Here is a 14,144-nt window from a genome sequence, read left to right as displayed (position 1 = left end):
ACATAATTTCACTAAGGCAAAGTAAACATGATAATAGATTTAAAAATGAAGCGATATAAGTTAGGGGTTTTAGTTACCGGTATTTTTGTGCTTTTTCTGGTTTCGTGCACCAAACAGAGTGAGAGAGAAGCAAAACTATTACAGACCATTACAGATGTAAAAAAACAATACGCTCCGGATAAACGAACGGCGCTTTTTGATGTTCACACCTTTATAGATACTGAAAAGTATATTTTAATGGGCGAAAGTAACATCCCTGAAGCGGTAGAACTTTTGAAAACCACCTTAGATGCTGAAAATATTACCTATGAAAGTAGAATTGAAATTTTACCTTCTAAAAATTTAGAGGGGAAAACTAATGCGGTAATCAATATTTCGGTGGCCAATCTTAGGAGTAATCCCAAACACTCTGCTGAGCTGGCAACACAGGCAACATTAGGTACACCGGTAAAAGTCTTTAAGAAAGAAGGCGATTGGTTCTATATTCAAACCCCGGATAAATATCTGTCATGGGTAGATGCAGGCGGAATTGTTTTGATGGATGATAACCAAGCTCAAAAGTGGAAAGGCACTTCAAAGCTGATTTACACCCAAACCGCGGGATATTCATATGAAAATGAACAAGTTGGGCAACGCGTATCCGATTTGGTTGCCGGGGATATTCTAGAATTAAAAGGGGAGAACGGGCAATTTTTTGAAGTGCAGTACCCAGATGGTAGAAAGGCTTTTGTGAGTAAAGAAGAAGCAGATCCGTATGAAACTTGGTTGGAAAAATTGGATCCAAGTCAAGAGAGCCTTATAGCGACTTCAAAAACACTCATGGGTGTTCCCTATTTATGGGGAGGAACCTCAACAAAGGGTATGGACTGTAGCGGGTTTACCAAGACCATCTTTTTTCTTAACGGAATGGTTATTCCTAGAGACGCTTCGCAGCAGGTACATACGGGTAAAGCCATTGATTCTGTTATGAATTTTGATAAGCTGCAAAAAGGCGATTTGCTGTTCTTTGGAAGAAAAGCCACGGACTCAACCGCAGAAAAAGTGGTACATGTGGGTATGTGGATTGGGAACAATGAATTCATTCATGCCTCAGAGATGGTACGTATAAGCAGTATGGACAAAAATGCGGATAATTATGATGAGCATAACCATAACCGTTATTTGCGCTCAAAACGCATCTTAAAGGAAAATGATGATGCCTTGATTAGCTTGGTTAAAAATCCTGTTTTTAAGGATTAGAATTAATAGGTTTTGCGAGATTGAAAGCATTAGCGTTATGCCTTTGCTGGTAATACACAGGATACACTTGTCAAAATTGAGGGTTAATCATCCAGTTCTTGATTAATGCGCTTTAATAAGTCATTAATCTTAACTTCTGTTTCTTGATACAAGGGAAGCATACTTGATCTTATAACTCTCAGTCTCCAAATATGACTTAACATAAGTTTTTGTGTTTTTTTAGGTAGAGAAATAGGTTGATCTAAACCGTTAATATTACCATCTAATCCATAATTTAGATAATTAGATATTACATTGTTTATTGGTGTATAAGAGTACTCAAAGATTTGTGATGAAGGAATTTCTTCTGTAAATTTTTTTAAATTCTGATAATCTAAATTATAAAGCTCAATAATTTTTAGTCTAATAGAATCGTTTTTTATTATTTCCAATCCTCTAGATCTTAATGATTCATAGCCTATGGTATTCATAGTGGAAGTATTTTCTACCATGGTTAGAAAAGGGTAATGAATTTTCACTGAATCTTGAGGAATAGTTTCGCCTTTAAATATCTTCTCGAATGAGTTACAAGCTCGAAGACCCCTTAAATGCCCTTCTCGATTTTCATTTAAATCTTTCAAATCTAAATACAGTCCATTTCTTATCTCGGTTAGAATTTTTTCTTCTGCAAGATTGTCTTTTCGATTTTCGTTCCAATTATCTAGTGCAAAGGCAGCTATGACTGCGAAAAATACTGATACGAAATCCAAAAAAAAATTTCCCAAGTTTTATTTTTTTGATTTTCATAATTAATATTGTGGCATTAGTTTAAGAAACGGAGCATATAAATGTAAGTAAAAACTTAAAAATACCGCTGCAATATTTCCGAAACCGAAGCCTTGTAACAATTACCAAAAAGGTTTAAATGCACTAAGAGGTAGTAAAGTTGGTAAAGATCTGTTCGTTCGTTTTCATTACCAATTGGTGCAAAATGTTCTTGATAGGCATTATAGAAAGAAGCACCAAAACCTCCAAAGAGCCGGGTCATGGCCAAATCTACTTCATGATGGCCAAAATACACCGCTGGGTCTATTAAATAAGGGGTGCCGTTTTTTGATATAAGGTAATTTCCGCTCCATAAATCGCCATGCAATAAAGATGGTTTAGTGTTGGGAAATAGATTTTTACAATTTGTTAAAAGTTGGTCTTCGGAAGGAACTTCGTCTTCATTCAGCCTACCTGTATCTTTTGCCAGTTGCAATTGGGGAACAAGTCGTTCTTGAACATAGAACTCCGCCCAATCCAGATGATTGGAATTGGACTGCTCAAGATTGCCAATATAATTGTCCGTGGAAAACCCAAATTCGTCTTGGGTCGTATAGTGGTGTAGGGCTGCCAGTTGATGACCCAAAAGTTCAAAGTCGGTTTCTGAAGGGCGTTTGGCTTCAATATAATCCATCACCAAAAAACCGCCCTTTTCTAAGGATTCGCAGAGTAAAATATTGGGTACGCTTATCGTTTTGGATTGGGCAATGGCTTGCAAACCTAATTTTTCGGCCTTAAACAACTCATAACCATTGTCTCTTCGGTTGATTTTACAAAAGAAACGTTCCGTTTCGGTTTCCAGCAAGTAGGCTTCGGAAATATCACCCCCAGAAACGGATTGGATACGTTCAATATTCACACAGAGCAAATAGGCAATATGTTCCTTTAGACGTTTATCCACGCTGCTAAGTGTATGACATTAACAATGATTTTTTCAATCTAAGGCAAAGGCAATAATGGTATTCCCCTTTTTGGTTCCTAATTTTTCACCACCACAGGCTAGAGCAATAAATTGTTTTCCGTTTACTTCATATAGGGCTGGTGTTGCAAAGGCCGGGGCAGGTAATTTATATTCCCACAGTTTTACTCCGGTATGTTTGTCGAAAACCCTAAAATAACCATCGCGGGTAGCAGCTATAAACAGGAGTCCGTTTTCCGTAATTACGGGGCCTCCGTAGTTTTCTGTTCCTGTTCCGGTGATGCCTTTTTCCAAGAGTTCTGGAGATTCGCCCAAAACAATAGACCAAATATACTCTCCGGTATTTAAATTAATGGCATGCATTGTTCCCCATGGCGGGTCTATGGCCGGCAGCCCGTGGTTATCCAAAAATTTATGGTAGCCCAAGTGTTTGTAGGGTGTTCGATATCCTTTTTCAGAATTGGTGTTTTCCGAAACGTTATGTTTAATTTCCTGATTGAACAGAAAACGGATGAGTGCATCTTTTTCCTTCTGTTTCAATTGTGGAAAACCCGTCATCATCCCTTTCCCGTTTGCAATAATAGAAGAGATTTCATCTTTAGATTTACGGAGTTCAATATCTACCAATGAAGGGAATCCGCTTGCGGCCAGTCCTTTTCTATCCGCTTGATGACAGCTTACACAATATTGACTATAGGTAGCCTCGCCCAAGGGTAAGGTTTCTAATTTGGTGTCGTTTACGCCCATTTGCATAATCCAAGGCATCTCGTTAGAATTCACATAAATAATCCCTTCTTCGGGGTCGGCCGCCGTACCGCCCCATTCTGCGGCCCCATCGTAACCGGGTAAAAGTAAGGTAGGCTCTAAGCTTGGTGGGGCATAGATACGCTTGTCCAATTTCCTCAAAATGGCTTTAAGGGAATCCGGATTTTCCGCATACGGACTCACATTATTTTCTGTGATGTCTGTGGATTGCCGTGCAAAAGGCTTCGGTTTTATGGGAATTGGCTGGGTTGGCCAAGTCTCCTCACCGTTCAAAGTAGATGACGGTACAGGAATTTCTTTGATATCAAAAAGGGGTTCGCCCGTTTTTCGGTCAAAAACATACACATAACCTTGTTTGGTAACCTGAGCCACGGCTGCAACTTTTTTACCTTCTCGCTCTACCATTAAAAGATTGGGTGGGGCGGGGGGGTCGCGATCCCATAGATCATGATGCGTAAATTGAAAATGCCATAGCCTTTGGCCCGTATTTGCATCCAAAGCCAACAGGCAGTCAGAATAAAGGTTACTTCCTTTTCGTGCTCCCCCGTAAAAATCAGGTGCAGCGGAACCTATAGGGGCATAAATGATTTCCAGTTCTTCGTCTACCGCCATACCGGCCCAATTGTTGGCCGCGCCTACCTCATCACTTAGATAGGCATTTTCTTCCCACGTATCATAACCTTCCTCCTCAGGATGCGGAATGGTATGAAAAACCCATTCCACGGCACCTGTAATGACGTTGAATGCTATAAGATTTCCCGGAGCGGCACCAGAACCTTCGGAGAGCCGAAGGGGCATTACAATTAGATTTTGGAAAATGGTTCCTGGCGTATTGGATATTACGAACTTTTCCCGCGCACTTTCGGGCATTCCTGAGCGCAGGTCTATTTTACCGTTATCGCCAAAAGTGGATATAGGTTTTCCCGTTAGGGCATCCAAAGCAAAAAGATGAGGTCCGCGTGTACAGAGGATTCGTTTGTCTTCACCCTCTTCCCAGTACGACACACCCCTGCTGGTAGAATGCCAAACTTGTATGGAATCGCCAAACTGCCAAATTTCCTTACCCGTTTTGGCATTTAAAGCTACCACTCTGAGCGCTGCGGTAACCCCGTACAGTATACTATCCACCACCAAGGGGTTCATCTGCATCTGGCCCCAATCTGCCGCTTCATACGTCCAGGCCACTTTTAGGTCTTTTACGTTTTCTTTGGTAAACTCGGAAAGGGTGGAGTAGTGACTACGGCCCGGGTCTCCCAAATAGGAAGACCATGTGGTATAGGCCTTATTTGCTGGTTCTTGTTTTGTATCTGATTGACAACTAAAAAACAGAATACCCAGAGCAGTGCACAACAGGGGTAAAATTATTTTTTTTGAAAACATATAGGAGAAAGTATAGCTTTCCTAAATGTAGGCAAAAACTGAAAACTAGGGTGCAATGAAATTTCTACCAATCAAATTCTACTGTTTCATTGGGTTTTAAAGTCACTTTCTTCTGTTTGTTTCCGTGTTTTAAAACGGTGGTTCCTCCAGTAACGGAATGTATTTTTACTTGGGTGGGTACTTTGTTGTTCCAAGTAATGGCAATTTCAAAGTTTCCACGGGCCTTTAGACCTGCTACTGAACCATTGGCCCACACATCTGGTAATGCAGGCAAAAGCGTAATCTCTTTCAAAGAGGACTGTACCAACATTTCTACAACTGCAGCGGCTCCGCCAAAGTTCCCATCAATTTGGAAGGGTGGGTGTGCATCAAACAGGTTGGGATACGTTCCACCTCCTTTTTCATAGGAAGCACGCACACCATCTGGGGCAACATAACGCAACAGTTCACGATATTGTTTGTACGCTCGGTTTCCGTCTAACAAGCGGGCCCAAAGATTAATACGCCATCCTTTTGACCATCCTGTAGTTTCATCTCCCTTAATGTTTAAAGTGGTCCTTGTAGCATCTGCCAATTCCGGTGTTTTTTCCGGACTGATATGATGCCCAGGATATAAGCCGTACAAATGCGATTGGTGACGGTGTTTGGGATCTACGTCTTCCCAGTCATGGTACCATTCCTGTAAATTTCCTTTTTTTCCTACTTGGTAGGGATAGAGTTTGGCAAGCGCCTTTTCTAGTTGGGTTCTAAAGGCTGCATCTGTTTGTAAAGTTTCCGATGCTGCTATGGTCTGTTGAAAACATTCCCTGATCATGGCAAGGTCGGATGTTGAACCGTACGAGGTGGAACCTTCATATCCGTCTGGAGTAATAAACTTGTTTTCTGGTGATGTTCCAGGGGAAGTCACCAAATTTCCTTTTTCATCTTCTACGAGCCATTCCAAACAAAACTCTGCCGCTCCTTTCAGTAGGGGGTAGGCTTTATCCTGTAGAAAATCCAAATCCTGAGAAAACGTATAGTGTTCCCATAAATGCGAGCTTAACCAAGTTCCGCCCATATTCCAATTGGCCCAATTGATTCCTCCTTCACCAAAGTCGCCCACAGGGTTGCTCATCGCCCAAATATCAGAATTATGGCATGCGGCCCATCCACCGGCACCGTAAAAGGTCTTTGCAGTTGTTTTTCCCGTTTGTGCTATATTTTCTATAAAGCCCAACATGGGTTGGTGCATTTCGGAAAGGTTGGCGTTCTCTGCTAACCAATAGTTTTCTTCCGCATTAATGTTTAAAGTATAATTACTGCTCCATGGCGGTCTTATGTAGGGGTTCCAAATTCCTTGTAAATTGGCAGGTACATTTGGGGTTCTAGAACTGGAAATCAGCAAATACCGCCCATATTGAAAATAAAGTATTTCCAGATTTTTATCTTCTTTGCCTTTGGCATAGCGTTTTAAACGTTCATCTGTGGGCAGGTCTTCGGCTGTAGTTTCTCCAAGGTCTAGATGCACTCGGCTAAAATATTTCTGATGGTCCTTCAGATGGGCATCCAATATGGATTCAAAAGATTTTGAGCTTGCTTTTGAAAGTTGTGAGGCTGCAATGGCTTTATGGTCTGCCCCTTCAGTAGCTGGGTTTTTATCAAATCCATTGAAACTCGTGGCCATTGAAATATAGATAACCGCTTCCGTAGCATTTTTCAGGGAGATGGATTTGTCTGTGCTGACTAATTCCCCATCCGAATGCTTTATTTTGAAAAGTGATGTAAAACGTGTTCCTCTATTCGAGTCAAACTGTACCGGATTCGGAATTTTTCCACGATAACTGGGTTCTACATGATAAGGGGCATAACCGCTTACTTCTAGAGTAGATTCGTTACTCGTAACCTCATATTTAAGCAAACTGTTAAATCCAATATTAAAATTAAGCGCTCCTTTTTTACTGCTCTTTAGCCTAATGACCATGGCCTGTTCATCATGGGAAATAAGATACTCACGGGTAAAAGCGGTGCCATCTACCTCATAGGTTACGGTAGAAAGCGCTTTTTCTAATTCAAGCTTACGTAGATAGGATATGGGTTTGTTCTTGTGCTCAAAATTAAGGTAAAGTGTACCCAAAGGCATATACGATTGGGAAAAGCTTCCCTGTAGTTTGGTTTGTAAAGAATCTGCTAGTTTATAATTTTCTTTTTTTAGCGCTTCGCGGATTTCCGGAACGTTTTTATACGCTTCTGGACTCATACTAGGGTCTACGGGTTCACCGCTCCAAAGGGTGGCATCGTTCAGATAGATAGAATCCGTAGCAACACCGCCAAAGATTGATGCTCCAGCTTTTCCATTCCCTAGAACCAAGGTTTGCTCAAAATGTTCGGCTGGCCGATCAAACCAAAGTGTATTTGCAGATTGTGACGAAACATAGTTTACTGTAACCAGCGAAAATAATATAGATAGTACGGTGGCCGTTTTTAGCCAACTAATGAACAGTGTTAACATGAAAATGAAGGTATGTAGAATTAAACGGTAGCAAGATAGCTGCAATTCATAAACCACAATGGTATTATTTTTTCTAAATTAGGGCAAATTTCAACCCAAACGGCCCTATTTTTTGCATTAATCAAAAAAATCCGCAACGGCTGAAATTCTAACCCTATCCAACCAACATATGTCTCAACTAGCCGAAAATGTATCAAAACGTCTTTTTTCCTTAGACGTTTTTAGAGGTCTTACCATGTTTTTATTGATTGCCGAAGCAGCAGGTTTTCACCATAATTTTTCTGAACTGGCCGAGGGTACAGCTTTTTCAGGATTGGCGCACCAATTGCATCATCACCCATGGAACGGACTCTGGTTTTGGGATCTAATTCAACCTTTTTTCATGTTTATTGTTGGGGTGGCCATGCCTTTTTCTTTAAGAAAACGACTAGCCTCAGGAGATAAAAAAGGGGTTACCAAACACATCGTACGCAGATGTTTTTTGTTGTTCACTTTTGGTGTTTTACTGCATTGTGTTTACAGTCACGCTCTGGTCTGGGAACTATGGAATGTACTGGTACAATTGGCCTTTACTATTTTAATTGCATACGCGATAATGCAACTTCCAAATAAAATACAGATTGGTATATCCTTAGGGTTGTTGGTGTTGACCGAGATTTTGTATCGTGCATATAACCCGGCCGCACCATATGCACAGGGACACGAAAGTTTTGGTTCGTATTTAGACATGTTGGTTATGGGGCAAGTAAATGATGGGTATTGGGTGTTCGTAAACTTTATACCTACTGCTGCACATACCATTTGGGGTGTTGTTTGCGGAAAAATGCTGTTGTCACATATGCCTTCAGCAGAAAAAATAAAACCCTTTTTAATTTGGGGAACCGTTTTGGTCATTGTAGGATTTGCGATGGATTTTGCCGGTATTACGCCAATAGTTAAGCGTATTGCTACGAGTTCCTTTACCTTGGCATCTGGAGGTATCGCTATTTTAACGCTAACCCTTTTTTACTGGCTTATTGATATAAAGGGATATCAAAAAAATTGGTTGAAAATTTTCTCGGTGGTAGGTACAAACTCTATTTTTATCTATCTCTTTGCTGAAACTGTGGGTGTGCAGTGGTTTAGGGGGTTTGGTCAAATATGGACGGAAGGTTTGCTAGCTCCTATTGGCATTTCGGAAAATGTCATAATGGTTATTAATGCGCTGTTTGTACTGTATATTTTTTGGTACATTACCTACTTTTTGGACAAGCATAAGATTTACTTTAAAGTATAAACTCATATCTCAAATATAAATTTACTCAATACGCATACTATGAACTGCACTAAAATTGCCCTTTTTGTTTCCTCAATAGCCCTAATGGCGTGTAACGCAACTAAAACAACGGTTGCAGATGCGGGTTGGGAAGATATGTTCAATGGTAAGAATTTGGACGGATGGACCACAAAAATCCATCATTATGAAACTGGAGATAATTTTGGTGATACCTTTCGTGCCGAAGACGGTATGATCAAAGTTCGTTATGACCAATATGAGGGTGATTTTAACGACAGGTTCGGCCATTTATATTTTGATAAGCCCTACTCTAGTTTTCACCTGAGCATGGAATATAGATTTGTGGGGGATTTACACCCTGGAGCGCCCGTTTTTACCGAAATGAACAGTGGGGTTATGTACCACTCCCAAGACCCTAGGACCATGTTGAAAGAACAGAATTGGCCCATTTCCGTAGAAATGCAATTTTTAGGAGGTATAAAAGAGGGCGAAGCTAGGCCAACCGGAAATATGTGTTCTCCGGGAACGGAGATTGAGTATGAGGGTAAAATATATCCTAGCCATTGTTTAAGATCGTCTTCTGACACTTATTATGGAGACCAATGGGTAAAGGCGGAATTGATAGTGAGGGGCGATTCCTTGGTTACACAGATTATAAACGGAAAGGTTGTTCTAGAATACACCAAGCCCCAAGTTGGTGGGGGTACCGTGGTAGGTTATGACCCAAAGATGAAACAGGACGGGAAACTATTAAAAGAAGGTATGATTGCCTTACAGAGCGAAGGCCAGCCCATAGATTTCAGAAACATAAAAATCAAGAATTTAAAGCCTTGATTAAAAGTTATTTCTCGTAGAGTTCTAGAGGAAGATTATCCGGGTCTGCAAAGAAGGTAAATTTGCGGCCCGTAAATTCATCCGTTCTTATGGGTTCTACGTTTACACCTTTTTCCATGAGTTTTTGCCGCTCTATGCTCACATCTTCTACTTCAAAAGCCAAATGACGTAAACCTAATGCTTCCGGTCTTGAAGGACGTTTGGGTGGGTTGGGAAATGAGAATAGTTCAATTATATAATTTCCGTTAAGGGCAAGGTCCAGTTTGTAGGATTGCCGTTCTTCCCTATATACTTCGTTTAGAATTTCCAGACCTAGCACTTCAACATAAAAATGTTTGGACTTTTGATAGTCGGAACAAATAATGGCAATGTGGTGTACTTTATTGAAAGCCATAGTTATGGTAAAAAGCGCTTATTTAAGAATGCTCCAGTATTTGTTTTCGTTACCTAAAAGCTCGGTAGCCGCTAAAATGGCGTCATCATTTTTTAAATAGTAATCATATAGCCCTTCACGGTAGGCGTAGCGTTTAACTATTTCGTCTTGAAGCTTGCTTTCTATCTCACGCTGATAATCGTCCAAAGCAACAATTTTACTTTTTTCGATGTCCAGCAATAACGTTCTAAAATCGTTTTCTATGGCATCATTAAAAATTACCTCTTCGCGGTCCGTCATTGCGGCTTTTAAGGTTTTCTCGGTTTTGGTTTCATAGGAGAAGTCGCTTTTGGATACAAACGTCTTAAAGTCCTTATAATCGCTTTCTGAGAATTTAAAGCTGGATACATCTTTTAATTGATGCTTGTAGAAATAGTTCGTGGCGTAATCAAAAATTACATTATTGTTCATAAGTGCCGTAGTAAGCTCGTTGGCTTTGGTAGAAGCCACCTCAATATCGGGCAACACGCCGCCACCATCTTGTACCTTGCGACCATTGCGCGTAGTAAAATCTTTAAAAGCGGTCTTTTGCACGGCATTACCGTCTTCATCCCGGTTCCAATAGTCCAAAGACTGTATACAGCGCCCAGAGGGCGTATAATAACGGCTTATGGTAACTTTTAGCTGTGTACCGTAAGTTAGCTTTAACGGGCGCTGTACAAGGCCTTTTCCAAAGCTGCGTGCCCCCATGATTACGGCACGGTCCAAATCTTGAAGTCCGCCCGATACAATCTCACTAGCGGAAGCACTACTACCATTAACCAAGACCACCAACGGAATATCCATATCCACAGGCTTGTTACGGGTCTTGTATTCAGTATTGAATTTTTTAACTTTTGATTTTGTTGTTACGATCAGCTCGCCTTTGTCAACAAACAAGTTGGTAACATTTATAGCTTCGGATAAAAGTCCGCCTGGGTTATCCCTTATATCCAGTATAATTTTTTCTGCACCTTTTCCTTTAAGGTCCAAAAGGGCCTCTTTGGTCTGTGCCGATGCTTTTGCGTTAAACCTAGATAGTACAATGTAGCCTGTTTTATCATCTGCCATTTTGTAAAAGGGTACGGCATCTACTTCTACGGCAGCCCGCGTTATGGTAGCAGTTTTAGTTTCCCCTTGCCTTTTATAAGTGACTTCCACAGCCGTATTATTGGCGCCTTTAAGGAGTTCACTGGCATTATCGTCAAAATCTGAAACGTTAATGGCACCGATCTTAATAATTTCATCACCTGCTTTAAGTCCGGCCTTGTCCGCAGGGTAACCTTTGTACGGTTCTACAATTAATAAGCGGTCTTTAAAGGAACGGACTAAAGCACCAATTCCCGAGTATTCTCCAGCATTGTTAATGCGATACGTCTCTACATCTTGTTCATTTAGAAATTTGGTGTAGGGATCAAGGTCATCTAGCATGTTCTTGATGGCGGTATCCATAAGTTCTGCCGGATTGGTTTCATCTACATAGTTCATGTTCAATTCCTTGAACAGGGTGGTAAAGATTTCGATCTGCTTGGCAATTTCAAAGAAATCACTTTTTACGAAACTACTCCCTGCTACCAAAATGACTATTGCAAAGGCTGGAATAAGGATTTTTTTGCCTAGCATTTTTTTCATCGCTTTCTATAATTTGATGGGTATTTGGTCTTAAACCTTCCCTAAATTTCTATTCTGGTTGTCTGTTTTCTGGTGTATGCTTGCTCAAAAAACGCTTCATGACCTCTTTCATGGTTTTGGTTACATTGCTTTGAGAAGGCATCTCTCTACCAAGGTATAAAAATAGAAACGCAAAAGAACCCTCACTATTGTTAAAAACGTGTTGTTTGTTAAGTCTGTAACTTTCTCGCATAAGACGCTTTACACGATTACGTTTTACGGCACTCTTAAAATTCTTTTTTGGAACGGCAACACCAGCTTTTACACGGGTATCTTCGGTGAATTCTGTGGGGAGATAAATTAGTTTTATAGGAAATGCAGAAACGGACTTCCCTTGGGCAAATAGCTGCTCTATAAGCTTTTTACTTTTCAGCTTTTCTTTTTTTGGGAAAGTGAATTCTGGCATAGAGGTATTTTATAAAATTGCCCCCGCTAAACGGGGGCAATTGCAAATTTAATCATTGAATAAAAGATAACGGTTTTTTCGTTAGCAATTACTTCATATTCTGCCAAACATTGTCCTCTTGGTTTACATCGGCCATTAATTGAGACGGGTCTATGACCACAGCCTTAATGCTTGCCAAAGGTTTATCTATGGTAAAATTGTAGCTGGATTGTGCCCAAGGCCAATCTTCTAATACCGTTCGGTTTATTTGTGGGTAAGGGTTTTCTTTTTCGCCGCGCATCATACGTAATGGAGCGTAAAAAGTCTCTTTGGTATCATCTTCATAAATCACTAAAATATCCAAAGGCATTGGCATTGCACCTGTACGTACCATGGAAACTTTGGTCTTACCATCATTCTCTTTTACCTCTTTTATGCCGTAGTCTATAGTGTTGGTGGTCTGTGTCCAATCCGTTAGGTACCAATCTAGCTCCATACCCGAAACCTTTTCGGCCGTACGCTTAATATCATTGGGTACAGGATGTTTGAATTTGAAATCTTCATAGTATTTGCGAATGGTTTCCATTAGTTTGTCCTGACCTATGATATAACCCAGCTGAGACAAGAATATAGAACCTTTGCTATAAGCGGCAATACCATAGGCAAAATTAAGATCGTAACGGTCTGCATGCGTGGTTTGCGGCTGTTCCTTTCCGGAATTCACCAAATTGTAATAGCCTTTGTAGGTGCCTTCAAAAGGATTCTCCTTGTTCTCTTGCATGACTTCGTTCATGGCCAATGTAGAGATAAAGGTGGTAAAGCCTTCGTCCATCCATTCATGTTTGGATTCGTTGGTGGCCAATATATGCTGAAACCAAGAATGTGCCAATTCATGTGCCGTGACACCGGCCAGACTTCCAAATTTTCGTTTACCTGTGATCAAAGTAGACATGGCATATTCCATACCACCATCTCCCCCTTGAATTACAGAGTATTGCTCGTACGGGTATTTTCCAATATTCTTGCTGAAGAACTCCATGAACTCCGCAGTTTTTGGCTGAAGCTTCTTCCAATTTTCAATAATTTCCTTATCGTCCTTGTACAAAAAATGAAGGGTTGGCCCGTTTTCCATGGGTAATGTATCATGAATGTACTCAGGATCTGCGGCCCACATAAAGTCATGTACCATAGGCGCCTTAAAGTGCCAGGTAAGGGTCTTTCCTTTCTGTTTTTTCACCTTTGTGCCTGAAGCTTCGTATCCGTGACCAATTTCTTGTGGGTTTTGTAGATAACCTGTTCCCCCCACAACATAGTCCTTGTCTATGGTTAGCTTTACATCAAAATCGCCCCAAACACCTTGAAACTCACGGGCAATGTACGGATCGGCATGCCAGCCTTCAAAATCATACTCGGCTAATTTTGGGTACCACTGGCTCATAGAAAGCGCAACACCTTCTGCACTGTTTCTTCCTGAACGGCGTATTTGGACGGGAACTTGACCTTTAAATTCCATGTCAAAAGTAGTTTTGCCACCAGGTGGAATTGGTTTTGCCAGTTCAACGACCAATATGGTTTCTTCTTCAACAAAATTGACCTTAACACCATCCTGCGTAAGCGATGTGGCATGTAAATAACCTATTTCATTGTCCTTCAAGACAGCAATTCGGCTATTTTTCTGTTCATCGGTCATTCTTCCATCCGGGTCGGGAATGCTTTGTAGGCGCATGTCCATTTCACTCCCAGGTTGAAAAGCATTGAAAAACAGATGATAATATACACGGGTAAGTTCATCCGGAGAATTGTTGGTATAGACCAATTTTTGAGTACCGGTATACTGAAAATTTTCAACGTTCATATCAACCTGCATGCTGTAATCTACATGCTGTTGCCAATATGATTCGTTTTGTGCAACTACCATCTGGCCCATTATGAGCATTATGGCAGCAATCCCTTTAAAAAAATACTTCATGG

The 14,144-nt window shown here is 40.7% G+C and carries 11 protein-coding genes; 3 read left to right on the top strand and 8 right to left on the bottom strand.

Annotated features, from left to right (window positions below; all coding sequences use genetic code 11):
- Positions 1 to 45: 45 nt before the first annotated feature.
- Positions 46 to 1,239, top strand: coding sequence for an SH3 domain-containing C40 family peptidase (locus Q4597_RS03035; RefSeq protein WP_303404687.1), 1,194 nt, complete (start codon positions 46 to 48; stop codon positions 1,237 to 1,239).
- Between the two features lie 83 nt (positions 1,240 to 1,322).
- Here Q4597_RS03035 and Q4597_RS03030 read toward each other — a convergent pair whose 3' ends face one another.
- From Q4597_RS03030 to Q4597_RS19790, 4 genes are all read right to left on the bottom strand, one after another.
- Positions 1,323 to 2,003: a hypothetical protein gene (locus Q4597_RS03030; protein ID WP_303404686.1), complete on the bottom strand. Its 681-nt coding sequence runs from the start codon at positions 2,001 to 2,003 to the stop codon at positions 1,323 to 1,325.
- A 77-nt stretch (positions 2,004 to 2,080) separates the two neighbouring features.
- Entirely contained in the window at positions 2,081 to 2,944 is an 864-nt protein-coding gene (locus tag Q4597_RS03025) for a fructosamine kinase family protein (protein WP_303404685.1), read from the bottom strand.
- 33 nt (positions 2,945 to 2,977) lie between these two features.
- Complete coding sequence (locus Q4597_RS03020) at positions 2,978 to 5,107, bottom strand: pyrroloquinoline quinone-dependent dehydrogenase (RefSeq protein WP_303404684.1); 2,130 nt, start codon at positions 5,105 to 5,107, stop codon at positions 2,978 to 2,980.
- Between the two features lie 64 nt (positions 5,108 to 5,171).
- Positions 5,172 to 7,595, bottom strand: coding sequence for a glycoside hydrolase family 95 protein (locus Q4597_RS19790; RefSeq protein ID WP_303404683.1), 2,424 nt, complete (start codon positions 7,593 to 7,595; stop codon positions 5,172 to 5,174).
- A gap of 169 nt (positions 7,596 to 7,764) precedes the next feature.
- On the opposite strand from Q4597_RS19790, the gene Q4597_RS03010 reads away from it, so the two are divergent.
- Positions 7,765 to 8,871: an acyltransferase family protein gene (locus Q4597_RS03010; RefSeq protein ID WP_303404682.1), complete on the top strand. Its 1,107-nt coding sequence runs from the start codon at positions 7,765 to 7,767 to the stop codon at positions 8,869 to 8,871.
- A 39-nt stretch (positions 8,872 to 8,910) separates the two neighbouring features.
- On the top strand, positions 8,911 to 9,705 hold the full coding sequence (locus tag Q4597_RS03005) for a DUF1080 domain-containing protein (RefSeq protein ID WP_289037759.1): 795 nt from the start codon (positions 8,911 to 8,913) through the stop codon (positions 9,703 to 9,705).
- 7 nt (positions 9,706 to 9,712) lie between these two features.
- On the opposite strand, the gene Q4597_RS03000 is transcribed toward Q4597_RS03005, so the two are convergent.
- The 4 genes from Q4597_RS03000 to Q4597_RS02985 all read right to left on the bottom strand — a co-directional run bounded on the left by Q4597_RS03000 (position 9,713) and on the right by Q4597_RS02985 (position 14,142).
- Positions 9,713 to 10,099 carry a VOC family protein gene (locus Q4597_RS03000; protein ID WP_303404681.1) on the bottom strand — a complete coding sequence of 129 codons (387 nt, stop codon included), beginning with the start codon at positions 10,097 to 10,099 and terminating at the stop codon, positions 9,713 to 9,715.
- Between the two features lie 18 nt (positions 10,100 to 10,117).
- Positions 10,118 to 11,749, bottom strand: a complete 1,632-nt coding sequence (locus Q4597_RS02995) for a S41 family peptidase (protein WP_303404680.1) — start codon at positions 11,747 to 11,749, stop codon at positions 10,118 to 10,120.
- A gap of 49 nt (positions 11,750 to 11,798) precedes the next feature.
- On the bottom strand, positions 11,799 to 12,194 hold the full coding sequence (gene rnpA, locus Q4597_RS02990; protein WP_303404679.1) for a ribonuclease P protein component: 396 nt from the start codon (positions 12,192 to 12,194) through the stop codon (positions 11,799 to 11,801).
- An 88-nt stretch (positions 12,195 to 12,282) separates the two neighbouring features.
- Positions 12,283 to 14,142: a M1 family metallopeptidase gene (locus Q4597_RS02985; RefSeq protein ID WP_408065827.1), complete on the bottom strand. Its 1,860-nt coding sequence runs from the start codon at positions 14,140 to 14,142 to the stop codon at positions 12,283 to 12,285.
- Positions 14,143 to 14,144 lie beyond the last annotated feature (2 nt).

The sequence above is a fragment of the Zobellia sp. 1_MG-2023 genome (assembly GCF_030549125.1).
GTDB classification, from domain to species: domain Bacteria; phylum Bacteroidota; class Bacteroidia; order Flavobacteriales; family Flavobacteriaceae; genus Zobellia; species Zobellia russellii.
This window is presented reverse-complemented; position numbering and strand designations above follow the sequence as displayed.

What these genes read in the sequence shown, in the direction of transcription:
- Q4597_RS03035 (WP_303404687.1), top strand. Translation starts at nt 46, where the DNA reads ATGAAGCGATATAAGTTAGGGGTTTTAGTTACCGGTATTTTTGTGCTT.
- Q4597_RS03020 (WP_303404684.1), bottom strand. Translation starts at nt 5,107, where the DNA reads ATGTTTTCAAAAAAAATAATTTTACCCCTGTTGTGCACTGCTCTGGGT.
- Q4597_RS19790 (WP_303404683.1), bottom strand. Translation starts at nt 7,595, where the DNA reads ATGTTAACACTGTTCATTAGTTGGCTAAAAACGGCCACCGTACTATCT.
- Q4597_RS03010 (WP_303404682.1), top strand. Translation starts at nt 7,765, where the DNA reads ATGTCTCAACTAGCCGAAAATGTATCAAAACGTCTTTTTTCCTTAGAC.
- Q4597_RS03005 (WP_289037759.1), top strand. Translation starts at nt 8,911, where the DNA reads ATGAACTGCACTAAAATTGCCCTTTTTGTTTCCTCAATAGCCCTAATG.
- Q4597_RS03000 (WP_303404681.1), bottom strand. Translation starts at nt 10,099, where the DNA reads ATGGCTTTCAATAAAGTACACCACATTGCCATTATTTGTTCCGACTAT.
- Q4597_RS02995 (WP_303404680.1), bottom strand. Translation starts at nt 11,749, where the DNA reads ATGAAAAAAATGCTAGGCAAAAAAATCCTTATTCCAGCCTTTGCAATA.
- rnpA (WP_303404679.1), bottom strand. Translation starts at nt 12,194, where the DNA reads ATGCCAGAATTCACTTTCCCAAAAAAAGAAAAGCTGAAAAGTAAAAAG.
- Q4597_RS02985 (WP_408065827.1), bottom strand. Translation starts at nt 14,142, where the DNA reads ATGAAGTATTTTTTTAAAGGGATTGCTGCCATAATGCTCATAATGGGC.